This is a genomic window from Parafrankia soli, assembly GCF_001854695.1.
Taxonomy (GTDB): domain Bacteria; phylum Actinomycetota; class Actinomycetes; order Frankiales; family Frankiaceae; genus Parafrankia; species Parafrankia soli.
In genome coordinates this window covers 303652-326439 of sequence record NZ_MAXA01000001.1, presented here as the reverse complement: position 1 = coordinate 326439, position 22788 = coordinate 303652, and the positions used below count along the sequence as shown (strand labels likewise).

Genomic DNA, 22788 nt, shown 5'->3' with positions numbered 1-22788 from the left:
CACTACCGAGGCGTTGGGCCAATGTCCCGTCCCGTGTTCGTCATGCCGGCAACCGCGTCCACGCCCATGACACCGCGCGGACGGGATGGTCGACGACATAGTGTCGCAGATCGGACGCGGAACGGCGCAGAACCACAGAAGCCCAGGTACCGGGTCCTCCCACTCGCCGGGAGCGGTCAACCGGCTATGGCGTGAGAACGAGTTTCCCGAAGACCTCGCCATCCGCGAGACGCTCGAACGAGGCGCGGGCGTCGGTGAGCGGGCGGACGTCGTCGATCAGCGGGCGGGTACCGGTGTGGTCGAGGAGCTCGACGAGGTCCGCGAGTTCGCCGCGGGTGCCCATCGTCGAACCGATCACCGAGAGCTGCAGGAAGAAGATCCGGTTGAGCTCGGCCGGCGGGTTCGGGCCGCTCGTGGCGCCGGAGCAGACGATCCGTCCGCCCGGGCGCAATGAGCGCACCGAGTGCGACCAGGTCGCGGCCCCGACCGTCTCGATCACTGCGTCCACGCGCTTCGGCAGGCGCGCGCCCGACTCGACGGCGAGATCGGCCCCGAGCTCGAGCGCCCGCCTACGCTTGGACTCGCCCCGAGAGGTGACGAACACGGTGTGACCGGCCGCCTTGCCGATCACCAGGGCCGCGGTGGACACTCCGCCACCGGCTCCCTGGACGAGCAGCGTCCCGCCACCACCCGCCGGCAGGCCCGCCCGGTTGACCACCATGCGGTACGCCGTGAGCCAGGCCGTGGGCAGGCAGGCCGCCTCCTCCCACGACAGCGCCGCCGGCTTGGGCACAAGGTTCCCCCGCGGGACGGCGATCCGCTCCGCGAGCGTGCCGGGATGCAGCTCGGAGAGCAGGGTCCGCTTCGGGTCCAGGGTCTCGTCACCGCCCCCGCGAGCCGGGTCACCGATGACGGCATGGACGATCACCTCGTCGCCGTCCGCGCTGACCCCGGCCGCGTCGCAGCCCAGGATCATGGGCAGGCGCTCGGGCGGCAGCCCAACTCCGCGCAGGCTGAACAGGTCGTGGTGGTTGAGCGCGGCGGCCCGCACGGTGACCGTGGTCCAGCCCTCGGGCACGACCGGTTCCGGCTGGTCGCCGACCACGAGGCCGGCCAGCGGGTCGTCCGGGTTGATGGAGACGGCGGCGGCGGCGAGCACGAGGGTAACCCTAGGATGACGCTCCCCACCAACGCCACCGAACCGTCCGCTCCACGCTCGGTCCGATCCGTGTCCGATCCGTGTCCGGTTCCGGTGAACGCGGCATACGACAGCACCCGACGCCGCCGTTGCTCTTCGTCATGGTTCGCCCCGATCCCGCCGCACGCCGCGGAAGCCGGGGAGATCGACCACAGGCCGATTGACAGGCTTCGGGCAGCCCGGCCGTCGCGCGGTCGGACCGGATGTGTTGAACTCAATCCCGTGGTTACACAGGGGAGTACGCCGGCCCCCCTCAGCCGGGACACAGTCAGCCGGGACGCAGGCGGCCGGGACGGGGGCGGCCGTCGGTTCGGCTGGCGACGGCGCCGGCCGGCGCCCGTACCGGAACCGCCGGTGGTGCTCGTGACAGACGGCGATCCAGTGATCATCGTCCCGTCAGCGGACTTCGTCTGCTGCTCCTACAAGGGCTGCGGCGCGCTGCGCCCACTGACCGAGGCCAGCGAGAACCGCCCCTGCCCCGGCTGCGGCCGGGTCTGAGGCGGCGCCCCGGGCTCCTGGGCGGCGGCGGTCTCCCGGATTCCGAACGGCGACCGCCGCGGAACTCTGAGGTTCCGCGGCGGTCGCGTTAGGCTCTGTCTTTCCCTGCCCGCAGCGCTCCGGACGACCCGAGCCCTGCCGCGGCGGAGGTGCTAGCGGCGTGCGACTCCGTCGGCGCGGGCTGCCGCGGCAACCGCGGTCGAGACCGCGGGCGCGACACGCTCGTCGAAGACGCTCGGGATGATGTGGTCGTCGGCCAGCTCGTCAGCGATCACGTCGGCGAGTGCCCGGGCGGCCGCGAGCTTCATGCCCTCGGTGACCCGGCTGGCGCGGACGTCCAGCGCACCGCGGAACAGACCCGGGAAGGCCAGCACGTTGTTGATCTGGTTCGGGTAGTCGCTGCGGCCGGTGGCCACGATCCGGGCGTACTTGTGGGCGATCTCGGGGTCGATCTCCGGGTCCGGGTTGGCCATCGCGAAGACGATCGCCTCCGGCGCCATCGTGGCGACGGCCTCCTCGGGCACCTTGCCCGCGGAGAGGCCGAGGTAGACGTCCGCCCCGGCGAGTGCCTCGTTGATCGAGCCGCGCAGGCCGGCCTTGTTCGTCTCGGCGGCGAGGGCGGCCTTGACCGTCGTCAGGCCGTCCCGACCGGGGTAGATCATGCCGCGACTGTCGCCGACGGCGATGTCACCGATGCCGGCGGCGAGCAGGATGCGGGTGACGGCCACACCGGCGGCGCCGGCGCCCGACACGACGGCCCGCAGGTCGCCGAGGGTCCGCCCGGTCAGCCGGGCGGCGTTCTCCAGCGCGGCGAGCGCGACGATCGCGGTGCCGTGCTGGTCGTCGTGGAAGACGGGGATGTCGACGCGGTCCTGGAGCATCGACTCGATCGCGAAGCACCGGGGGGCCGAGATGTCCTCGAGGTTGACGCCACCGAAGCCCGGGGCGAGGCGGGCGACCGTGTCGACGATCTCCTCGACGTCGGTGCAGTCGAGGCAGATCGGCACGGCGTCGACCCCGCCGAAGTGCTTGAAGAGGGCGGCCTTGCCCTCCATGACCGGCAGGGCGGCCGCGGGGCCGATGTCACCGAGGCCCAGGACGGCCGTTCCGTCGGTCACCACGATCACGGTGTTGGAACGCCAGGTGTACTCGTCGGCCAGGGCCGGCGTCTCGGCGATCGCCGTGCACACCCGGGCCACGCCGGGGGTGTAGGCGAGCGAGAGGTCCTCGCGGTTGTTCAGAGGTGCGGTCAGCCCGATCCCGATCTTCCCGCCCCGGTGCAGCGCGAAGGCGGGGTCGTCGTCGGACGGGCGCGGGCTCGGCCCGTCGAACCCCGGCGACGTCACCGGTGCCGCGGGCGAGACGGGCCCATCGGTCGGGGCCGCGAGGGACGAGTCGAGGGTCGTGTGGTCTGTGGTTGCGGTCACGAAAGGGGCTCCTCGGACAAGCCACGGCGGTTCCGTCCGGCGAACGGTGTCACTGACCGGACGTGGCTGGACGTTCCCGGGGCCCCGGCGAAGATCGGGCGTTCGCGGGGCGGCGGGCACTGCTGCGCCACCTCGACGTGTGAGGTGGCTGGACTGCCACATGCCTGCGACGGGGGTGGCCCGACGCTGCTTCCAATATGGCACGCGCGAGGCTCCGGGCCTCCCGGTCCGGTTCACCGGCGGCCAACCCGGGATGACATCCGCGTGAAACATGCGTGCGTCGCCCGGGCGCCGTGACGTAGCTGAACTGTGACGTAATGGCACTTGTCGGGCTCCCCGGGATGAGTCCAACCTCCGCCGCTCACAACCGTCTGTCGCCTCGTGTTTCCCTACCTGTCGCCCATCCGACTCCGACGGGCGGTGCCGCCGGAGTCCGCGCCGCCAGGTCCGGCACACCCGGCCGCCCGCCAGGCCCACCCGAGGGCCGGGGCACGGCGGGAGCCAGGGCACACGGCGGCCGCACGTCCTCGCGCCGGCCACCCTACCGATCAGCCGATCAGCTCCCCGGCCGCGCCCGCCAGCCGACGCGGGCCGGCGCCGGTCCRCTCCCGGGGACCCGCTGGAAGGCCGCCACCGGAGCTGCCGTTGCGTTTCTGGAAACGACCTGAAACCGGCCCGCATCGTCCGACCCGGGTGCGGAATCCACCGCGTTTCAAGCCGGTTTCCACACAGGCGCGACGGCAATGATCTCGTGCCTCGCGACACATCCACGACCGATAAAGCGTGAGACGATTCACTCGAAACGCGAGCGTTGTTCGTCCGTGGACCTGCGGAGTGCGACAGGCGACGCGCGGGGGTTTCGAACACGGCTCGAGCCGGCCCGCGATCACCATCCGCCGACCGTCATCTCACAGAGCGGAAGCCCCACGTGTCAGGCCGATCCTGATGTCAACCAGTCGAAGCGGGACGTCCACCGACGGCACACGGCAGGCGACGAGGCTGACCGGGAATCGCCGCGCCCAACCTAGTAGCGTGCGTTGTCGTGGAGGTAACCGAGCTGCCGATCGCCGATGCCTGGTTGTTCACCCCTCGCCAGCACTCCGACCCGCGCGGAACATTCCTCGAATGGTTCCGCGTCGACGCGCTGGAATCGGTGACCGGGCACCGGCTTGAACTCGCCCAGGCGAACGCCAGTGTCAGCCGGGCGGGAACGCTGCGCGGCGTGCACTACGCCCAGGTGCCGCCCAGCCAGGCAAAGTACGTCACCTGTGTCAGCGGCCGCGTGCTGGACTGTGTCGTCGACATCCGGGTCGGTTCGCCGACCTTCGGGTCGCACGCGGCCGTCCTGCTCGACGACGTCGACCGGCGGGGCCTCTATGTCTCCGAGGGGCTCGGGCATGCCTTCATGGCGTTGACGGACGGCGCCGCGATCACCTATCTGTGCTCCACGCCGTACACGCCGGAGCGCGAGTTCGGGATCAACCCGCTCGATCCCGACCTGGCCCTGCCGTGGCCGGCCGAGCTGACCCCGCTGCTGTCGGAGAAGGACACCGCCGCGCCGACACTGAGCCAGGCCGCGGCGGCGGGCCTGCTCCCCACCTACGCCGACTGCCGGGCGTTCTACGACTCGCTGCGGCCGCTGAGCACCGGCGCGAGCCGCGGCTGACCCGCCGCCCGCCCGGGCGGCTCACGCCCGGGGTGGCCGGCTGCGGCGCAGTGCACGCGGGCGCGGCCAGTACCGCGCCACGACCCGGCCGAGGACGTCGCCGGCCGGGATCATCCCGAACGTCGCGCTGTCGGTGCCGGTGYGCACGTTGTCCGAGCGCAGCCACCAGGATCCGTCCGGGTCGGTGAACTCGGCCCGTTTGACCCCCAGCCCGCGCTCGGGCAGCCGCGCCACCACCACGTCACCCGGTCTGGGTGACGCGCCCCACAGCACGAGGCATGTGTCGCCGTCGTTCAGGGTTGGTTGCATCGACTCGCCGCGGACAGCGACCGCCCGCACGGAAACACGTGGCCTCACGGGGGTAGGTTGCCAGAAGGCGGGAAACTGGTCCGCGGACTCCTAACTCGCGATCCACGTCCCGCGATCGCAACCACCCAGGGCCGACCCGCCCGGCGCGGACGCGGCCGCCCCTGGGCGACAGACCCGAGGCGATACAGAGAGGACGGCGGCATGAGCCTGCTGCATCCCGCGATCAGCGTCAGTGCCCACTGTGACCTGCCCTGCGGCGTCTACGACCCGGCCCAGGCGAAGGTCGAGGCCCAGTCGGTCAAGGCCATCCAGGAGAAGTACCAGGCCAACACGGACCCGGAGTTCCGGGCCCGGGCGCTCGTCATCAAGGAGGAGCGCGCCGAGCTGGTCAAGCACCACCTCTGGGTGCTCTGGACCGACTACTTCAAGCCGAACCACCTCGAGAAGTACCCCCAGCTGCATGACCTGTTCTGGCAGGCCACCAAGGCAGCCGGCGCGGCCGGCGCCAAGGGCTCGGTCGACCCGACACAGGGCCAGAAGCTCCTGGACCTGATCGACGAGATCTCCACGATCTTCTGGGAGACGAAGGCCGCCGCCTGAGACTCGGGCGACAGGTAGGGCCGGGCGTTCCCCCGGGTGGCCGAGTGCCATCCCGGCGGGGCGCCCGGTTTTGTGTGTGGGTCGGGTGTCCCGTCGGCCGGTGGGGCGAGCGCCTGTGATCCCGTCCACCGGGGATCTAAATGATCACATCCCGGGAGCGGACATGATCAGACCTGCCCGGCACGGGGACGTCGAAGCCGTCCTCGCCCTGGTCCGCGGCCTCGCCGCCTACGAGCGCGAGCCGGACGCGGTCGCGATGACCGCCGACGACCTCACCATGGCCCTGTTCGGCGACCCACCCGCGGCGCACTGCCTGGTGGCGGGGTCGCCGAACCCGGCCGGCGACGTGGCCGACGTTGTGGGCTTCGCGATGTGGCACCCGACCTTCTCCACCTGGACGGGGAAAAGCGGGATGTACCTGATCGACCTGTTCGTCCGGCCCGAGCACCGCCGCGCCGGGCACGGCCGGGAGCTGCTGACCGAGCTCGCCCGGATCTGCGGGCGGCGCGGCTACCTGCGGCTGGAATGGGCCGTCCTGGACTGGAACACCCCCGCGCACGCCTTCTACCGGTCGGTGGGGGCGGCACCCACCTCGGAGTGGACCACCTGGCGGCTGGACGCCCGCGCGATCGACACGCTGGCAGGCCCCCGCTCACATCACGACAGTGTTACCTGACGTGCGCCTTCCCGGCTGAAACCGTGCCCTGAAGGTCACTGTCACCTGACCTCCGCACCGGCACCCCGGCCGCCCGCGGCCACCTGGTCGGCCGCGCCCGGCGCCGAGAACACCCAGGTGGCCGGGCAGGAAGCGGCCATCCGCGACCAGTCGGGCCTTCGGCGCCCTCTTCTGATCACCCGACCTGCGATACCCCAGGCGGGCTGGGTACGGTGGTGAACGACGGGGCCCACGCGAGTCGGACCTCCTCGGCAGCGCCATCATCGGAGTAACGCCCCGATGGATCGGGCAGGCGCCGGCACCGGAGTGTCGTCCGGAAACGGACACAACACCACGGGTCGCGGGAAACCCGCCTCGCAGCGCCGGCGACCGCAAGACACCGGCAACAGCAAGGCACCGATCACGGGACGGAACCCGAGCCAGACCCAGCCAGATCGAGATCCACGAACGAGCGACACCCGGTGGCGGAAACACCCGACACAAACGCACGAAGACCGACATCATCGACGAGGACCTTCCTCGCACGACCCGGGCTCTTGGGGGTAGGAACGTGAATCCGACGCCTTCGACCGGCGGCGCGGAGAACTCCGGCGGCACCTCGGGCGAGGCCACCCACGGCGGCGGCCCGCACGACGTCGTCCAGCTCACCCTGCCCGCCGCGAGCGCCTATCTGACCGTCCTGCGGACGGCCACCGCGTCGCTCGCGGCCCGGCTGGACTTCACCCTCGACGACATCGAGGATCTCCGGATCGCGGTGGACGAGGCGTGCGCGCTGCTGCTCGTCTCCGCCGTTCCCGGCTCGTCGCTGGAATGCAGGTTCGCCCTCGAGCCCGGCGTCATGAAAGTCCTGGTAACCGTCGAGAGCCTCGACGGCGAGCCGCCCTCCACCGAGACGTTCGCCTGGACGGTGCTGACCGCGCTGGCCGGCGACGTCTCCAGCTCGACCGGTCCGGGCTCCCGGGTAAGCATCGCCCTCCAGAAGCGCCGCGGTGTCCGGGCCGACCTGGGTGAGCCCCCGGCCGGGCACGTCCGCGGCTCCGGCGCGGCCTCCACAGCGGCCCTCGGCGACACGGTAGGCACGTCGTGACTTCAGCCGGCAGAACACCCACCACCCCTCGTACGGTCCCCACGAACCGCGCGGGCGACCCGGTCGCGGCACTCAGCCAGCGCGGTGCCGGCGACATCACCAGCGCTGACATCGCCAGCGCTGACACCGCCGGCCCCGACGTCGGCGGGATCACCGGGACGGCGCACGAGGCCGACGGCCTAGCCGAACGCGGATCCGGGCCTGGCGCCGAGCACGGTGGTCCGCCGCCCGCCTCGGCCGTGGGCGAGCAGGCCCAGCCCGACGAGGCCGTCGACGCCGCCGGTGCGGGCTCCCGCTCCGGCGCGTCCGGGCACGGCGCCGGGTCGCCGGATCGGATCCGGGCCCGCGCGCTGTTCGTCCGGCTGGTGTCGCTGCCCGAGGGGGACCCGGAACGGGCCGCCCTGCGCGACCAGCTCGTCCGCATGCACCTTCCCCTCGTCGAGTACCTCGCCCGGCGGTTCCGAAACCGCGGCGAGCCGCTCGACGATCTGGTGCAGGTCGCGACCATCGGGCTGATCAAGTCCGTCGACCGGTTCGACCCGGAGCGCGGGGTCGAGTTCTCGACCTACGCGACCCCGACCATCGTCGGGGAGATCAAGCGGCACTTCCGCGACAAGGGCTGGGCGATCCGGGTGCCCCGTCGGCTCCAGGAGCTCAAGCTCTCGCTGACGAAGGCGACCTCCGAGCTGTCCCAGTCGCTGGGCCGCTCGCCGACGGTCAGCGAGATCGCCCGTCACCTGGAGATGAGCGAGGAAGAGGTCCTCGAGGGCCTCGAGTCGGCGAACGCCTACTCGGCCGTCTCGCTGGACGCGCCCGACTCCGGGGACGACGAGGCTCCGGCCGTCGCCGACACCCTGGGGGTGCAGGACGAGTCGCTGGAGGGCGTGGAGTACCGCGAGTCCCTCAAGCCGCTGTTGGAGAAGCTTCCCCCGCGGGAGAAGCGCATCCTGCTGCTCCGCTTCTTCGGCAACATGACCCAGTCGCAGATCGCGAACGAGCTCGGCATCTCGCAGATGCACGTGTCCCGGCTGTTGGCCCGCACACTGGCCCAGCTCCGCCGCGGGCTACTGGAAGACGGCTGAGCCGACCAGCATTCGGTACGCCCCGGGGCCGCACCCCCGCCCCTGGCCCGGCCAACCGCCCGGCCTAAGCCTGACTGCTCACCAGCAGCAGCCCGTCCAGCACCTGCCTGTCCAGCAACGCCTGTCCTGTTCGCTGCCCGTCCGACCCGCGCTCGGCGCGGGTGCCGCACGGCACAGCCTGCCGGCGAACCGACCCCTGGGCCCGGGTCGGTTCAGCTCCTCACCCGGCCGCCCAGCCCGCCACGATCAAGCGTCGCCATCTTCGGCCGGCCTGGCGTACCCGCCGCCGAAGCCCAGGGACACGATGATCGCGAGCGGAACTACCACCAGCGGCACACCATAGCCGTACAGACCACCCTGCAACAGGCCCCAGGCAACGGGGAGACACAGAACCTGTGTCACCAGCGCAGGCGACCGGAAACCGGACCGGCCGCGCAGGACCCCCCAGGTCACCAGGCCCAGGCAGGCCGCGCCCACCAGAGCGAGCACACCACCGGTCTCCGCCCGGCCGACGTCCTCGATGTCGGAACCGAAGCCCCGGACCACCAGCAGCGCGCCCAGGCCCGCGAGCACCGCCGTCTCAACGCCGAGCAGCACGCCAGCGGCAAGCAGCGGACGCGGTACGACCCGCGCGCTCGGTGCCGGAGCAGGGCCGGACGCCCCGACGGGGCCGCGGTTGGTACCCATCCGCCGAGATTACGTCCCGTTCGCCACGACGGCGCTGGGGACCACACCGCGAGGCCCACGCCACGGCGCGGGATCCGCACGGACGGTGTGAGAGTTTTCCCAGCCGACGCCCGGAATGGTTGCGCAGGCTACCGTATTGGCATGCGCGGGCTGCTGGTCGTCAATCCGGTCGCGACCACCACTACCGAGCGGGTCCGCGACGTGCTCGCCACCGCTCTCGCCGCGGACGTCGCCCTGGAGACGGTGGTCACCAAGGGGCGCGGCCACGGGCTGGAGCTGGGTGCCCGGGCCCGCGAGCTCGGCATCGACGTGGTGATCGTCCTCGGTGGCGACGGCACCGTGAACGAGATCGTCAACGGCCTGGTCGAGAGCGGCCCGGCGGGCGAGGGCCCGGCACTCGCCGTCGTCCCGGGCGGGAGCACGAACGTCTTCGCCCGAGCGCTCGGGTACTCGGCGTCGCCGGTGGAGGCCACCGGGGAGCTGCTTGCCGCGCTGCGCGAGGGCCGCTCCCGGCAGGTGAGCGTGGGCCGGGCCCGGTACGGCGACCAGACCCGCTACTTCACCTTCTGCCTCGGCATGGGTCTCGACGCCGATGTGGTCGCCGCGGTCGAGCGTCGCCGTGACAAGGGACGTCGCAGCACCGCCGGGCTCTTCCTGCGCTGCGCGACCGCCGAGCTCGTCCGCCGGGTCGGGCGCTCCGGCCCGGCGATCAGCATCACCGCGGCGGGCGGCATCCTGGGTGGGGTGGCCACCGGGCGCGCGGCGCCCGACGGCGACGCGGCTGACGGCGACGCGCGGGACACCGAGGCCGGCGGGGCGGCCGGCACCGGGGAGACCGGCGGGGCGGCTGTCGACCACTCCGAGCCCGGGGCGCAGGGCCGTGAGCCCGTCGAGGTGTCGCTCGCGATCGTCTGCAACACCCGGCCCTGGACCTACCTGAACAACCGGCCGGTCGCCGCCTGCCCGGAGGCCTCCTTCGACACCGGCCTCGACCTGGTGGGGCTGCGCCGCGCCAGGCTGTCGAGCGTGCTGCGGACGGGGCTCCAGATGCTGGGCGACGAGCCGACCCCCCGGGGGCGCAACGTCGTCACGCTGCACGACGCGGCGGCGGTGACTCTGCGGGCCGATCAGCCGGTCGCGGTGCAGATGGACGGCGAGGTCCTGGGGAACTTCGAGCTGGTGGAGCTCACCGACCACCCTCGGGCACTGCGCGTCATCGCCTAGCCCGACCGAATCGCCCGAGGCTCCTGAGCGTCGTCACCTGAGCCGGGACCGAGTCGACTGAAGCTCCTGAGCCGACTGAAGGCGCCTGAGGCGGTGAGGCAACCGAGGCCCCTGAGCCGGCTGAGAGCGCCCGCTCAGGGGCGCCGCAGCGCCTGGCCGACGCCCACGGGGTCGTCACAGATCACGCCGTCCACACCGGCGTCGCGCAGCTCGATCGCCGTCGCCGGGTCGGTGACCGTCCAGGTGACGAGGCGGAGGCCGGCCCGCCGCGCGCGCGGGACCGCGTCGGTCACGCCCAGCACGGCGGACACGTGTGCGTGCAGCTCCGTGTGGCCCGCCGAGCGGGCGTAGGCGACCCCGCCGCTCACCGACATCCGCGGCATCGTGAGGAACGCGGTCGCGACGCCGAGCCCGGCGTCGCGGATCGCCTCGATCGCGAACCAGTCGAAGGACGAGACTGTGATTCCCGACACAGATCGGCTTGCCGGCGCCGGGTTCCCGGTGGAGCTCGACCCACTCGATTCGCCGGCTGGCCCACCCGCCGAGCCGGGCGCGGAAGGCGCTCCGTTCGCGGGAAGCGCTCCGTTCGCGAATGGCGTACCGGGGCCGGGCGGCGCACCGGCGGCCAGCTGGGCGAGCTGTGGGTCGACGTCGGATGGCGCACCGGGGGCCGGCGCTGTCGCCTGATCGAGGTGCGCGCCGGCGACGGAGGAGCCCGGCAGCCCGCGAGCCCGCAGCAGCTCGATGAGCGCACGGGCCGTCCGCTCGCGTGGAGCGTCGAAATCCGGCTGGCCCGGCTGGTTCTTGATCTCCAGGATGAGACGGCCACGGCCGTCCCAGACGTCGAGCATCTCGGTCAGCAGTGGGATGCCACGGCTGGCGAGCTCACTGGTCGACCGGCGGATGACGGCCCGACCGCCCAACCGCGGCAGCCGCGCGTCGTGCACACACACCAGGTCGCCGTCGGCGCTGCGGCGCACGTCGAGCTCGACGCCGTCCGCACCTGCCCGTAACGCGGCGTCTACCGCCTCGAGCGTGTTCTCCGGACCGGGTGTCCGGCTTCCACGATGGCCCAGAACCTCCATCGCCCCATCCTGCGCGGTCCGTTCCATGCGGTCACGCCGCGTGGAGAGTGGATCGGTCGGGTGTTCCGCGACTCACCTGCCGTCGGTTACCTGCGGTCAGTTCACGTGCTGGTCGTATGCCCCGCTGTCAGCGCGGTTGCCTGCGTGGTCCTCAGTGCTACGCCGGCCGACCGCGCCACTCCACACGGCGACAGCCAGATCGACACCAAGAGGGCAGCCTAGCACGAGATGACTAACCGGCATCACCCGACAGGCCAACATCGTTTGACCCTGCGGGGCGAGCCGACCCATCGTTACGCCACAACGATTCAACATGATCCGAAGGGCCTCGAAGTACTACAAACCACGGGATCCACTCGTGATGACCACCGGCCGACGTAGGGCAGGGTGATCCTTGGTCCGCTTGTGTCCCCGTCGGACAGGTAGCGGCCAGACCGGGCGTGACGGACCATGCAGGTTCTTGCGCCCCTGCCCGTTCCGGTGGGAGGGTGGCGAATGTCCGAGGTGGATGCACGTGCAGTTGGGTCCGCACACATGCACTCGCACAAGCCCCGGTCGCCGCGACCCGATCAGACATCCGGAATTTTCTTCTGGGACGCGACGCAACCAAGGCGGCTCACCGAGCGTCTGATGTGCAGTGTGACCCGAGACGAGAGAGGGAGTAGTACGCATGGACTGGCGCCACAGAGCGCTCTGCCGTGAAGAGGACCCCGAGCTCTTCTTCCCGATCGGTACGACCGGTCCGGCAGAACGCCAGGTCGAAGAGGCGAAGGCCGTCTGCAGGCGGTGCGCAGTCACTAGTGACTGCCTCAACTGGGCACTGGACACCGGGCAGGATTCCGGCGTCTGGGGCGGGTTGAGCGAGGATGAACGTCGGACGCTCAAGCGCCAGGTGCGGCTGAGAGTCCGGACCGCCTGAGTCCGGACCACCCAAGCCCGGGGCGCCCCACACTGGGCGCGATCGAGCCGGTCGGCATCAGGACCGATCAGGCCTACCTGAGGTAGGCCGCACACAACCGAACAATGATCGTGAACCGCCTGTCCGCGTACGGACGGACCGGATGTCCATTGCGGAGCCACGCAGTGGTCCGTTCCCATCCGCTCGCGGGTCGATCGACGCATGCCCGAGGCGAGATTCACGATATGCATCACCATCGGCCGCTCTGTCCGCTGGTCCGGCGCACACCCCTGCGCGGACCCGGACGGAGCGGCCGAAAAATCTTTCGGGTCGGCATCCCCTTCGGGGTACTCGGCCTCCCCGCCGGCACCATCGGCGGCGCCCGATGCGCCACGACCGCCCTGCGGCGACGACACGACCGCCGTACGCGAGCCGTGAACAGAGGACACATTGGCCTGCGTACCCGCGCCAGCGAGGCCCAAACACACAACTTCAAGAAAGTGGGATCGACAGGAGCGCCTCGGTCCCTCGTGCCGGACCGGCCTGCAGCCGGATGGTCCCGCGCATCTCGCCCAGCACCAGCTGACGGACGATCTGCAGCCCGAGCCGGGGTGAGTGCTCGAGCTGGAAGTCGTCCGGCAGGCCGGCGCCGTCGTCGGCAACCACGACGTCGAGGCGGTCCTCGGCGCGCCGCACGCGGAGCTCGATCGCTCCCGACGATCCATCGAACGCATGTTCGACAGCATTCTGCAGAAGTTCCGAGAGCACAAGGGCCAACGGCGTGGCGAGTTCGCCCGAAAGCCGGCCGAACGACCCGATCCGCCTGGTCGTCGCGCGGGTCCCGGTCGACGCGAGGTCGACGGTCACCGAGGTGATCTGGTCGGCGATCTCGTCGAACGGAACGGACTCCCCCAGCGTCTGGGAGAGYGTCTCGTGGACGACGGCGATCGAGGTCACCCGGCGCACCGACTCGCGCAGCGCGTCGCGGGCCTCGTCCGCCTTCGTCCGGCGCATCTGCAGGCGCAGCAGCGCCGCCACGGTCTGCAGGTTGTTCTTGACCCGGTGGTGGATCTCCCGGATCGTCGCGTCCTTGCTCAGCAGCTGGGCCTCCCGGCGCCGCAGCTCCGAGACGTCGCGGACGAGGACCAGCACCTCGCGGATCGCGCCGGGGAAGAGCGGGATGGCCCGCAGCAGCACGACCGTGCTGCCCACCTCGATCTCGACCTCGACCGGCCGGCGCCGGCTGATCGCGTGCCAGACCGCGGGTGTCGTGGCCGGCAGGTTGAGCGCGCGGTGCACGGTGCGCAGGTCCTCACCGGTGACGTTCCCGGTGTGGCCGAGCCGGCGGTACGCCGACAGCGCATTCGGGCTGGCGAAGATCACCTTGCCGGCGCCGTCGAGGCGCATCATGCCGTCACCGACCCGCGGCGCCTCGGGCAGCTCGGCGGAGCTGCCCCGGAACGGGAACGCACCCTCGGCGATCATCAGGGCCAGGTTGTTCGCGCCCTGCAGGTAGGCGGACTCCAGCGCGCTCGGCGTCCGGGTCGTCGCGAGGTTGGTGTCCCGGGCCAGGACGGCGATCACCCGGTCGCCGTGGCGCACCGGGATCGCCTCGGTGCGCACCGGCACCCCGCCGTCCCACTCGGGCTCACCCTCCCGCGCGATCCGGTGCTCGCGCCAGGCGTTCTGCACGACCCACCGGTTGATGACGACGCTGCCGACCTCGTCGTTGTGATACGCGGTGGGTCCGGTCGTGGGACGTACCTGCGCGACGACCTGGAACTCCATGCCGCCGGCGTGCCCCGCCCGCACCGAGCCGGACCGCACCGGGACAAGCAGCAGCAGGTCCGCGAAGGACAGATCGGCGAGCAGGGCCCAGTCCGCGACGAGCGCATGGAGATGGTCGATGTCGTCGCCGCTGAGATCGGTGCTCGCTCGCAGGGCGTCGGCGAGGGTTCCCACGGGACGCAGACTGCCAGACGCCGTGGTGGGCGTGCCGGGCGGCCGGGCCGGAATGCGCCGTACGCTCGCCGACGTGACGCCCGACAGCACCATCACCACCCCATCCGCGACCTCGGCCGACGCATCGGACGGCGTCCCGGCCAGCCCCGCCGGCACCGTGCCCGGCCCCGCGGGCGGCGCGACCAGCCACGCGAACAGCCCCGCCGCCAGCCCCGCCCCGCTCGGCTGGCTGGGCGAGGCGGCCCGGCTGCGGGCCGAGGCCGGGCTGCACCGCGTGCTGCGCCCCCGGGCGCCCCGCGCCGAGCGCGGGCCCACGGGCGCGCCGGCGCTGCCCGCACACGGCTCGCTGCAGCCGTGGACCGACGGTGATCTCCTGCTCGACCTCGCCGGCAACGACTACCTCGGGCTGGCTCGCCATCCGGAGGTGGTCGAGGGCGGCATCGCCGCGCTGCGCGCGTTCGGCGCCGGGTCCACCGGCAGCCGGCTGGTCAGCGGCACCACGACGCTGCACGGGGAGCTCGAGTCCGCGCTCGCCGAGCACCTCGGCTTCGGCTCCGCGCTCGTCTTCTCCTCGGGCTACGCCGCCAACCTGGCGATGCTGACCGTCCTCACCGGGCCTGGTGACCTGGTGCTCTCCGACGAGCGCAACCACGCCTCACTGGTCGACGCCTGCCGGCTGTCCCGCGCGGACGTCCTGGTCACGCCACATTCGGACGTCGATGCGGTCGACGAGGCGCTGGCCACACGTTCCTGGCGGCGCGCGTTCGTCCTCACCGACTCGATCTTCTCCGCGGACGGCGATCTCGCCCCGCTGGCCGCCCTGCACGCGGTCGCCCGGCGACACGGCGCCGTCCTGCTCGTCGACGAGGCGCACGGGCTCGGCGTCGTGGGCCCGGGCGGGCGCGGGGCGCTCGCCGCGGCCGGGCTGGCCGGCGAGCCGGACGTGATCGCCACCGTGACCCTCTCCAAGTCGCTGGGCAGCCAGGGCGGTGCCGTCCTCGGGCCGGCCGCGCTGCGCGACCACCTGATCGACACCGCCCGGACGTTCATCTTCGACACGGGGCTGGCGCCGGCGTGCGCGGGCTCCGCACTGGCGGCGCTGCGGCTGCTCACCCGACACCCGGACCTGCCGGAGCGGGTCCAGCGGCGGGCGCGGGAGATCGCCGCCGCGACCGGGGCCCCGGAGCCGGCCGGCGCGGTGGTGTCGGTGGTGCTCGGCGATCCCGAGCGGGCCGTCTCGGTGGCCGCGGCCTGCCGCGACGCCGGGGTCGCCGTCGGCTGCTTCCGGCCCCCGACGGTCCCCGCCGGGACGAGCCGGCTGCGGGTGGCGGCCCGCGCCGACCTCACCGAGGCCGATGTGAGCCGCGCGGTCGGTGTGATCACCGACGCCATCGGCCGGTTCCCCGCGCCGTGAGCGTGCTCATCGTCACCGGCACCGGGACGGAGGTCGGCAAGACCGTGGTGACCGCCGCCCTCGCCGCCCTCGCCGCGGACAGGGGGACGGCGGTCGCCGTGGTCAAGCCGGCGCAGACCGGCGTCCGGGCCGGCGAGCTGGGCGACGTCGACCTCGTCCGGGACCTCTCCGGGGTCGACGACGTGCACGAGCTCAGCCGGTACGCCGACCCGCTGGCGCCGGTGAGCGCCGCGCGGCGGGCCGGCCTGCCCACGCCCGACCTCGGCACGGTGGCGGTGGCGGTGCGGCGGCTGCAGGCCGACCGCGGGCTGGTCCTCGTCGAGGGCGCCGGCGGTCTGCTCGTCCGGTACGACCACGACGGCTCCACCCTCGCCGACCTGGCCCGGACGCTGGCGGCACCGGTTCTCGTGGTCACGACCGCCGGGCTCGGCACGCTGAACGCGACGGCGCTCACCCTGGAGGTCATGGCCAACCGCGGGCTCGACCTGGCGGGCATCGTCGTGGGCTCCTGGCCGGCCGAGCCCGACCTGGCCGCGCGCAGCAACATCGTCGACCTCGAGCTGCTCGCCGCGCGGCCGCTGGCCGGGGCGGTGCCGGCCGGGGCCGGGCTGCTCGGCACCGGGCAGTTCCTGCAGATCGCGCGATCCTCGCTCGAACCGGCCCTCGGCGGCGCATTCAACGCCGCGGAGTTCCGACGCCGGTACGCCGTGTGACGACCCCGGCCGGACTCACGTCACAACACGGGCACGAGTCACGAGGATGACTGAACAATGGTCTCGGCGCGGATCGACCGGCCCCGGCCGGCCACAACCCCCGCCACCCGACCGCTGATACGAGAAGACGGACGTCCAGCCCGACCGCTGGCCGCGAGCCACGCCGCCGGCACGACCTCCTGATGGAGATCACCTGTGACCGCACCTGTGACCACGCCCGCGACCGCGGAAGCGTCCCCGACCGTCGAGACCACCGACGTCACCGAGGCACCCCGACCCGTCGACGACGACATTCTCGCCCGTGCCCGCCGACAGGTACTCGACGAGGGGCGCGGCCTCGACGAACAGGACGTGCTCGCGGTCCTCCAGCTGCCGGACGAGGCACTGGGCGACCTGCTCGCGCTCGCCCACGAGGTGCGGCTGCGCTGGTGCGGGCCGGAGGTCGAGGTCGAGGGCATCATCAGCCTCAAGACCGGCGGCTGCCCCGAGGACTGCCACTTCTGCTCCCAGTCCGGCCGCTTCGACTCCCCCGTGCGCTCCGCCTGGCTGGACGTCCCGTCCCTGGTCGAGGCGGCGAAGGCGACGGCGGCGACCGGCGCCACCGAGTTCTGCATCGTCGCCGCGGTCCGCGGCCCCGACCAGCGGCTGATGGAGCAGATCCGCGAGGGCGTGGCGGCGATCCGGGCGGCCGTCGACATCAACGTCGCCTGCTCGCTCGGCATGCTCACCCAGGAGCAGGTGGACGAGCTCGCCGGCCTGGGCGTGCACCGCTACAACCACAACCTGGAGACGGCGCGCTCGCACTTCCCGAAGGTGGTCACCACCCACAGCTGGGAGGAGCGCTGGGAGACCTGCGAGCTCGTCCGCGCCGCCGGGATGGAGCTGTGCTGCGGCGCGATCATCGGTGTGGGCGAGTCCCTCGAACAGCGCGCCGAGCTGGCCGCCCAGCTCGCCGCTCTGGAGCCGGACGAGGTGCCGCTGAACTTCCTCAACCCGCGACCCGGCACCCCGTTCGGTGACCTGCCCGCGGTGGACTCACGCGAGGCCCTGCGCACCATCGCCGCGTTCCGGCTGGCGCTGCCCCGCACGATCCTGCGCTACGCCGGCGGGCGCGAGATCACGCTGGGCGACCTGGATGTCCAGGGAATGCTCGGCGGCATCAACGCGGTGATCGTCGGAAACTACCTGACCACGCTCGGCAAGAATCCGGAGAGCGACCTGGCCATGCTCACGGAGCTGCGGATGCCGATCAAGTCCCTGCAGGCCACGCTCTGAGCAAGTGAGTCCGGACCTTCCGTCACCCTAATGTTGATCTATCATCGGGGGTTCGTGTCCGGTTCGGGTGTTCCGCGGAGCACCGCGGTCGACCGTGGTTCGTGGTGACCACGGCTCGCGGGAGTTCGGGTGTTCCGCGGAGCACCGCGGTCGACCGTGGTTCGTGGTGACCACGGCACGGCCAGCCGTCATTTATCGGACAAAACCCCTACACGTCGGGGTGGCCTGCTCGTCGTTTGACATCCTTCTCGCCCTCCCAGAGCGAACGTCGCAGGGCGTGCCGTCTGAAACGGCGAGAAAGAAACCAAACGGCGAGTAGCCGAGCGCGCGGAAGCGAACCGGAGCCTGGGCGGTCGGCACCGAGGGCGAAACTGTCGGACTACTCGTCCAGACCACGAGCCCCGCCACCGACCCAGGGCCGGGTAGCGGGACGAGCCCGGCCCCGCGGCCAAGGCTGGGAAGCGGCCACGGGTCAGGCCGACACCGACGTCCCGTGCTCGGCGCAGCGCGCGCTCCAGCCCAGCGGGGTCACCTGGACGACGAGGCGACGCCGGCAGGACGAGCAGTACCGCGGTGGTTCCAGCGCGCGCGCCCGCGCGCAGACGTCATGACTGCCAATGCTCGCGAGCTGGCCACACCGGTCGCAGAACGAGGCCTCCATGACAGAGCAGCCTAGGGCACCCGGCCCGCGACCGGCGGCGGGAAGTCCGCGCCGTCACGTCACCACCGGTGGCCTGCCGGGCGGCTGCCTGCCGGGCCGTCGCGGGCCACCGGCGGCAGCATGTCACCCGCGCAGCATGTCACCGGTGACCGGTCAGGAGTCGACGACGGCGATCAGGTCCCCGTCCTGCACGACGTCGCCCTCGTTGACGGCGATGCTGGCGACGGTGCCGCCCTCCTCGCTGATCACCGGAATCTCCATCTTCATGGAGTCGAGGATTACCAGGGCATCACCCGCCGCGACCGAGTCGCCGACACCGACGACGACCTTCCAGACGTTGGCGACCATCTCGGCACGGACTTCCTCGGACATCGGAATCCCTTCTCCACGTCGACCGCTCTCCCGGTCGACCGCGCTGCGGCGCCGGCTGATGTGAGCGTAGTAGCCGCCGGGTCGGCGCAGGATCGCAATCGACCCGACGCGCCATCCGGACGACCCGCGGCGGGGCCGCGCCCGGTTGGGAGGACGACCCCACACCCCCGGGCCATGCCGGTGCGCGGCGCCGGATCGGGCGCCCACGCGGGCACGGGCCGCGACCTCGTCGTCGGCGCCGCTGCGTCCCGGGCCCGTCGCGGAAGGGTCACACCGGCGGGCGGTGCTGCGCGATCGAGCGGCGACCCTCCACACTTACGGATGTGCTCGTACTCCTCCTCCTGACCCTGTTGTGCGGGTTGGCCGTGGGGCTCGCGAGGGGCGGAACCCTCGACGCCCTCAGTCGCGTCCACGTCGCCAGGCCCTGGCTGTTCGTCGGCGTACTGGTCGTGCTGGCCGTCGGCAGGCTCGTCGGAGCACTGCACAGCCCGGCCTGGATCCTCGCGTCAGCCGGTCTGGTGGTCTTCGCCGTGGCCAACCGGCGGCTCCCCGGCCTTCCGCTGCTGTGCGCCGGCGTGCTGCTCAACGCGCTCGTGATCAGCGCCAACAGCGGGGACATGCCGGTCTCGGCGTGGGCCGCCGACCGGGCCGGCGTATCGGTCCAGAGCATCCACGACTCGCACTTCCACACGGTGGCGGGAGGGGACACGTCGCTGCGCCTGATCAGTGACATCCTGCCGCTCCCGACGCCGGGCGCACCGGCCGTGGTGAGCCTCGGGGACGTCCTCATGGCCGCCGGCCTGGGCATGTTCGGCGCGGTGGCACCGGTGCGGGCACGGCGGACGTTGCAGGCCCGGCTCGCCGCCGGCCTCGCCCGACCCCGGCGGGCCGCTGGCGCACCGGACACCGACGGACACGGCGCGGACGACAGCGACGGCGACGGCGACGGGCCCGGCGACGACGAGGGACACCTCGACGACGAGCACCTCGAAGACGAGAGACCCCGCGTCGACGGGCACGGCAGAGACCACGAGGACGTCAGGGATCACGAGGGTGACGGGCTCGAGAGCGACGGGCGGGACGGGGACCGTGAGGACGACGGATACGTCCTGGACCAGGACCCGTCGGCCGAGGAGCCGCTCGCCGAGGGCCCGCCCGGCGACGAGCACACGGAGCGGGACGGCACGCCACGGCTCGTTCCCGCCATGACCGGGCCCGCGGACGACCCGGCCGGACCCGTGGGCGCCACGGCCGCGCCGGAGCGCCCCGGAGCGGGGGACGTGCCGCCCGGCCGCGAACCCGCCGACGATCATCCGGGCGGTGACGGGCCCCCGCCCGGCGACGGGACCAGGCTCGGCGGACGCGCCGGCGCGGGCCCGGACTCCGGCCCCACCAGCGGCCTCGCCCGCCCCGTCGACAGCGGCCACGCCGCCGAGTAGGCCGACCAGCCGGGTCCGCCGCCGCTGCGCGGCAGCCGGCGGCTGGCAGTATGTGCCCAGAGCGACCATGTGCTCAGAGCGGCGGAGAGGAGTTCATGATGGCGAAGAAGAAGCGCAAGCGGCGCGCGCGGGCGAAGAGCAAGGCCAACCACGGCAAGCGCCCGAACACCTGACAGGTGGACCGGGTGGGACGCCCAGCGCTCCCACCCGGTCTCGTCAGCCGGTCACGCCGGCCGAGCCGGAGGCGGCGGCGTGGGCGCTGATCCGGGCCCGGATCCAGTCGACGGTCCGGGTGAGCCCGCCGTCCAGGTCCATCCGCGGCCGCCAGCCGATCTCCCGCTCCGCGAGGCCGACGTCCAGGCTGATGCGCTGCAGCTCGCCGGGGCGCGGCGGGGCGAACTGGGGCTCGTCCGGCACCCCGACCACCCGCGCGATGCGGCTGTGCAGGTCGAGAACGGTGGTCTCGGCGCCGGTCCCGATGTTGATCCGCAGGCCGTTGGCCGCCTGGGCCGGCACGCACCGGGCGAAGGCGTCGGCGACGTCCCCGACGAAGACGTAGTCCCGGCTGGTCGTCCCGTCACCGAAGATCTTGGTCGGGCGCCCCTCGAGCATGGCGGTGCCGAAGATGGCGACCACCCCGGCCTCGCCGTGCGGGTCCTGACGGGGCCCGTAGACGTTCCCGAGCGCCAGCGCCGTCGTCGCGACACCGTAGGTCACCCGGTACACGTTGAGGTACAGCTCGCCGGCGGCCTTCCCGGCCGCGTACGGCGACTCGGGCGCGGGTGGCACGGACTCGTCGACGGGCAGCGCGGCCGGCGTGCCGTAGATCGACCCGCCGGACGAGGTGTGGATGACCTTCGCCACCCCGGCGGCCCGGGCCGCCTCCAGCAGGTTGATCGTGCCGAGAACGTTCAGCCGGGCGTCGAGCAGCGGGTCGGCGACGCTGATCCGGACGTCAATCTGCGCCGCGAGATGAGCCACCGCGTCGGGGCGGACCCGGGCGACGAAGTCACCGAGATCGGGCGATGTGATATCGCCCTTCTCGAACGAGAACCGGGCATCGGCCGCCGCCTGCGCGAGATTCTCCATGCGCCCGGACGACAGGTCGTCGATGCCCACGACCGAATGACCGTCAGCAAGCATCCGATCGACGACGGTGGAACCGATGAAACCGGCCGCGCCGGTGACGAGGATACGCACAGCAGGCAGCCTAACCGCCCGCTGCCGACCTCCCCGCACGAGCGGGGAGGCGCTCGCCTAGTCGGGGCGGAACTCGGTCGCGTCGGCGCCCGTGCGGGCCGCGCGCAGCCGGGCCAGCACACTGAGCCGCAGCGAGTCCGGTGCCCGCTCCCCGCCGCACTTGCGCGCGACGAGCATTTTCACCTCGTGTTCGACCCCGAACTCCCGCAGGCACGGCGAGCACTCGTCGAGATGTGCCCGGATCAGGTGCTGCTGCGGGTCGTTGCACTCCCCGTCGAGGTAAAGAAAGACCGCGTCGAGCACCTTGCGGCAATCGATGTTGTGAGGTCCTCCGCAGCTCACGACCCACCGCCCTCGTTCTCGGCAGACCCCGCCGGAACCAGCCCGCGCTCCAGCGCGTACTGCTCCAGCGACTTTCGCAGACCACGCCGCCCACGGTGCAGCCGTGACATCACGGTACCGATGGGAGTGCCCATGATCTCAGCGATCTCCTTGTACGAGAACCCCTCGACGTCGGCCAGATAGACCGCCATCCGGAAGTCCTCGGGCAGCGCCTGGAGCGCCTCGGTGATGTCGCTGTCGGGCAGGTGCTCCAACGCCTCGGCCTCGGCGCTCTTCAGGCCGGTGGACGTGTGCGACTCCGCCTCGGCGAGCTGCCAGTCCTCGACCTGCTCGGTCGGGCTCTGCAGCGGCTGCCGCTGGCGCTTGCGGTACGTGTTGATGAACGTGTTCGTCAGGATGCGGTACAACCAGGCCTTGAGGTTGGTTCCCTCCTGGAACTGGTGGAAGGCCGCGAATGCCTTGACGAAGGTCTCCTGAACGAGATCCTCCGCGTCCGCGGGGTTGCGGGTCATCCGCAGCGCGGCAGCGTAGAGCTGATCGAGGAACGGCAGGGCATCCCGCTCGAACCGGGCGCCGCGCTCCTGGGTGGACTCGTCGTTGGTCTCGTCGACCAGGATCACTCCTTCGCCCCGCCGGGAACCGATCGCCGGCCCGCCGGCTGCCGTCCTGACTGGACCGCTCTCCGCGCCGGACGATACCCCCGCCACCGCCCTGGTGCGCACCGGCGCGGCGACCGGCCGCCCGCGGCCCGGCCCCGTCACCCGGCGATCCTGCGAGCGCGGGCCTGGTGTGCTGTGCTGGAACGTCATCGAACCTCCGTGACGCGGGCACTCCGGCGGTCGCACCACCTCCGTGCGACACCGGCCACGCCTGGCCTCCCGCGCTTCCCACTGGCGCCAACCACCGCGGGCTGTTCTCGATTCCCGGCGGGTGCTGTTCTCGATTCCTGGCGGGTCAGGCGGGTCGAACGGGT

At 72.3% G+C, this 22788-nt stretch carries 24 protein-coding genes; 13 read left to right on the top strand and 11 right to left on the bottom strand.

From position 1 onward, the window contains the following. Positions 1-184 precede the first annotated feature (184 nt). Entirely contained in the window at positions 185-1159 is a 975-nt protein-coding gene (locus BBK14_RS01380; protein ID WP_071059385.1) for a zinc-binding dehydrogenase, read from the bottom strand. A gap of 393 nt (positions 1160-1552) precedes the next feature. Between BBK14_RS01380 and BBK14_RS39365 the strand changes: the two genes are divergently transcribed. Continuing rightward, a complete protein-coding gene (locus tag BBK14_RS39365; RefSeq protein WP_198145458.1) occupies positions 1553-1696 on the top strand; it encodes a hypothetical protein in 144 nt (47 codons plus the stop codon). 152 nt (positions 1697-1848) lie between these two features. Here BBK14_RS39365 and BBK14_RS01370 read toward each other — a convergent pair whose 3' ends face one another. Then, positions 1849-3123: an NAD(P)-dependent malic enzyme gene (locus tag BBK14_RS01370; protein ID WP_071059383.1), complete on the bottom strand. Its 1275-nt coding sequence runs from the start codon at positions 3121-3123 to the stop codon at positions 1849-1851. A gap of 1042 nt (positions 3124-4165) precedes the next feature. Here BBK14_RS01370 and BBK14_RS01365 point away from each other — a divergent pair. After that, a complete protein-coding gene (locus tag BBK14_RS01365; RefSeq protein ID WP_018502293.1) occupies positions 4166-4789 on the top strand; it encodes a dTDP-4-dehydrorhamnose 3,5-epimerase family protein in 624 nt (207 codons plus the stop codon). 21 nt (positions 4790-4810) lie between these two features. On the opposite strand, the gene BBK14_RS01360 is transcribed toward BBK14_RS01365, so the two are convergent. Beyond that, positions 4811-5146 carry a S24/S26 family peptidase gene (locus BBK14_RS01360; RefSeq protein WP_071059382.1) on the bottom strand — a complete coding sequence of 112 codons (336 nt, stop codon included), beginning with the start codon at positions 5144-5146 and terminating at the stop codon, positions 4811-4813. Between the two features lie 153 nt (positions 5147-5299). Between BBK14_RS01360 and sodN the strand changes: the two genes are divergently transcribed. The 4 genes from sodN to BBK14_RS01340 all read left to right on the top strand — a co-directional run bounded on the left by sodN (position 5300) and on the right by BBK14_RS01340 (position 8543). Beyond that, entirely contained in the window at positions 5300-5698 is a 399-nt protein-coding gene (sodN, locus tag BBK14_RS01355; protein ID WP_018502291.1) for a superoxide dismutase, Ni, read from the top strand. A gap of 163 nt (positions 5699-5861) precedes the next feature. Next, complete coding sequence (locus BBK14_RS01350) at positions 5862-6374, top strand: GNAT family N-acetyltransferase (protein WP_071059381.1); 513 nt, start codon at positions 5862-5864, stop codon at positions 6372-6374. A gap of 550 nt (positions 6375-6924) precedes the next feature. Further along, entirely contained in the window at positions 6925-7461 is a 537-nt protein-coding gene (locus BBK14_RS01345; protein WP_018502289.1) for an ATP-binding protein, read from the top strand. Next, on the top strand, positions 7458-8543 hold the full coding sequence (locus tag BBK14_RS01340) for an RNA polymerase sigma factor SigF (RefSeq protein ID WP_083390624.1): 1086 nt from the start codon (positions 7458-7460) through the stop codon (positions 8541-8543). The genes BBK14_RS01345 and BBK14_RS01340 overlap by 4 nt, the downstream gene beginning before the upstream one ends. Before the next feature lie 246 nt (positions 8544-8789). Here BBK14_RS01340 and BBK14_RS01335 read toward each other — a convergent pair whose 3' ends face one another. Next, complete coding sequence (locus tag BBK14_RS01335) at positions 8790-9230, bottom strand: hypothetical protein (protein WP_071059380.1); 441 nt, start codon at positions 9228-9230, stop codon at positions 8790-8792. A gap of 141 nt (positions 9231-9371) precedes the next feature. Between BBK14_RS01335 and BBK14_RS01330 the strand changes: the two genes are divergently transcribed. After that, positions 9372-10454, top strand: a complete 1083-nt coding sequence (locus BBK14_RS01330; RefSeq protein ID WP_071059379.1) for a diacylglycerol/lipid kinase family protein — start codon at positions 9372-9374, stop codon at positions 10452-10454. Positions 10455-10588: 134 nt separating this feature from the next. Here BBK14_RS01330 and BBK14_RS01325 read toward each other — a convergent pair whose 3' ends face one another. Continuing rightward, positions 10589-11539, bottom strand: a complete 951-nt coding sequence (locus BBK14_RS01325; RefSeq protein ID WP_071059378.1) for a glycerophosphodiester phosphodiesterase — start codon at positions 11537-11539, stop codon at positions 10589-10591. A 670-nt stretch (positions 11540-12209) separates the two neighbouring features. Here BBK14_RS01325 and BBK14_RS01320 point away from each other — a divergent pair. Further along, on the top strand, positions 12210-12458 hold the full coding sequence (locus tag BBK14_RS01320) for a WhiB family transcriptional regulator (RefSeq protein ID WP_018502284.1): 249 nt from the start codon (positions 12210-12212) through the stop codon (positions 12456-12458). A 471-nt stretch (positions 12459-12929) separates the two neighbouring features. On the opposite strand, the gene BBK14_RS01315 is transcribed toward BBK14_RS01320, so the two are convergent. Then, positions 12930-14399 (bottom strand): sensor histidine kinase, encoded by a 1470-nt coding sequence (locus tag BBK14_RS01315; protein WP_041253694.1) that lies wholly within the window; start codon positions 14397-14399, stop codon positions 12930-12932. Positions 14400-14451: 52 nt separating this feature from the next. Between BBK14_RS01315 and BBK14_RS01310 the strand changes: the two genes are divergently transcribed. The 3 genes from BBK14_RS01310 (at position 14452) to bioB (ending at position 17801) form a co-directional block, all read left to right on the top strand. Further along, complete coding sequence (locus BBK14_RS01310; RefSeq protein WP_235014381.1) at positions 14452-15813, top strand: 8-amino-7-oxononanoate synthase; 1362 nt, start codon at positions 14452-14454, stop codon at positions 15811-15813. Beyond that, positions 15810-16526, top strand: coding sequence for a dethiobiotin synthase (gene bioD / locus BBK14_RS01305; RefSeq protein ID WP_071059377.1), 717 nt, complete (start codon positions 15810-15812; stop codon positions 16524-16526). The genes BBK14_RS01310 and bioD overlap by 4 nt, the downstream gene beginning before the upstream one ends. Before the next feature lie 195 nt (positions 16527-16721). Beyond that, on the top strand, positions 16722-17801 hold the full coding sequence (bioB, locus tag BBK14_RS01300) for a biotin synthase BioB (protein ID WP_071059376.1): 1080 nt from the start codon (positions 16722-16724) through the stop codon (positions 17799-17801). 472 nt (positions 17802-18273) lie between these two features. On the opposite strand, the gene bsaP is transcribed toward bioB, so the two are convergent. Next, the gene (gene bsaP, locus BBK14_RS34315; RefSeq protein WP_083390623.1) at positions 18274-18462 is read right to left on the bottom strand and encodes a biotin synthase auxiliary protein BsaP; all 189 of its coding nucleotides are present in this window, start codon (positions 18460-18462) and stop codon (positions 18274-18276) included. A 153-nt stretch (positions 18463-18615) separates the two neighbouring features. Beyond that, entirely contained in the window at positions 18616-18834 is a 219-nt protein-coding gene (locus BBK14_RS01295; RefSeq protein ID WP_020458608.1) for a biotin/lipoyl-binding carrier protein, read from the bottom strand. Between the two features lie 365 nt (positions 18835-19199). Here BBK14_RS01295 and BBK14_RS01290 point away from each other — a divergent pair, with 365 nt between their 5' ends. Both BBK14_RS01290 and BBK14_RS41865 read left to right on the top strand, forming a co-directional pair. Next, positions 19200-20273: a DUF5317 domain-containing protein gene (locus BBK14_RS01290; protein ID WP_241831027.1), complete on the top strand. Its 1074-nt coding sequence runs from the start codon at positions 19200-19202 to the stop codon at positions 20271-20273. A gap of 98 nt (positions 20274-20371) precedes the next feature. Further along, positions 20372-20446 (top strand): 50S ribosomal protein bL37, encoded by a 75-nt coding sequence (locus BBK14_RS41865; protein WP_369299096.1) that lies wholly within the window; start codon positions 20372-20374, stop codon positions 20444-20446. Positions 20447-20489: 43 nt separating this feature from the next. On the opposite strand, the gene BBK14_RS01285 is transcribed toward BBK14_RS41865, so the two are convergent. From BBK14_RS01285 to BBK14_RS01275, 3 genes are read right to left on the bottom strand one after another with little or no spacing between them, the layout of a single operon-like run. Further along, positions 20490-21473 (bottom strand): NAD-dependent epimerase/dehydratase family protein, encoded by a 984-nt coding sequence (locus BBK14_RS01285; RefSeq protein WP_071059374.1) that lies wholly within the window; start codon positions 21471-21473, stop codon positions 20490-20492. Between the two features lie 57 nt (positions 21474-21530). After that, on the bottom strand, positions 21531-21815 hold the full coding sequence (rsrA, locus tag BBK14_RS01280) for a mycothiol system anti-sigma-R factor (protein ID WP_020458605.1): 285 nt from the start codon (positions 21813-21815) through the stop codon (positions 21531-21533). After that, on the bottom strand, positions 21812-22624 hold the full coding sequence (locus BBK14_RS01275) for a sigma-70 family RNA polymerase sigma factor (RefSeq protein WP_020458604.1): 813 nt from the start codon (positions 22622-22624) through the stop codon (positions 21812-21814). Before BBK14_RS01275 ends, rsrA begins: the two co-directional genes overlap by 4 nt. Positions 22625-22788: the final 164 nt, after the last annotated feature.

Bases quoted from the DNA above. Each gene is read 5' to 3' on its own strand.
- sodN (WP_018502291.1), top strand. From the start codon at position 5,300: ATGAGCCTGCTGCATCCCGCGATCAGCGTCAGTGCCCACTGTGACCTG.
- BBK14_RS01350 (WP_071059381.1), top strand. From the start codon at position 5,862: ATGATCAGACCTGCCCGGCACGGGGACGTCGAAGCCGTCCTCGCCCTG.
- BBK14_RS01335 (WP_071059380.1), bottom strand. From the start codon at position 9,230: ATGGGTACCAACCGCGGCCCCGTCGGGGCGTCCGGCCCTGCTCCGGCA.
- BBK14_RS01330 (WP_071059379.1), top strand. From the start codon at position 9,372: ATGCGCGGGCTGCTGGTCGTCAATCCGGTCGCGACCACCACTACCGAG.
- BBK14_RS01325 (WP_071059378.1), bottom strand. From the start codon at position 11,539: ATGGAGGTTCTGGGCCATCGTGGAAGCCGGACACCCGGTCCGGAGAAC.
- BBK14_RS01320 (WP_018502284.1), top strand. From the start codon at position 12,210: ATGGACTGGCGCCACAGAGCGCTCTGCCGTGAAGAGGACCCCGAGCTC.
- BBK14_RS01310 (WP_235014381.1), top strand. From the start codon at position 14,452: ATGCGCCGTACGCTCGCCGACGTGACGCCCGACAGCACCATCACCACC.
- bsaP (WP_083390623.1), bottom strand. From the start codon at position 18,462: ATGGAGGCCTCGTTCTGCGACCGGTGTGGCCAGCTCGCGAGCATTGGC.
- BBK14_RS01295 (WP_020458608.1), bottom strand. From the start codon at position 18,834: ATGTCCGAGGAAGTCCGTGCCGAGATGGTCGCCAACGTCTGGAAGGTC.
- BBK14_RS01275 (WP_020458604.1), bottom strand. From the start codon at position 22,624: ATGACGTTCCAGCACAGCACACCAGGCCCGCGCTCGCAGGATCGCCGG.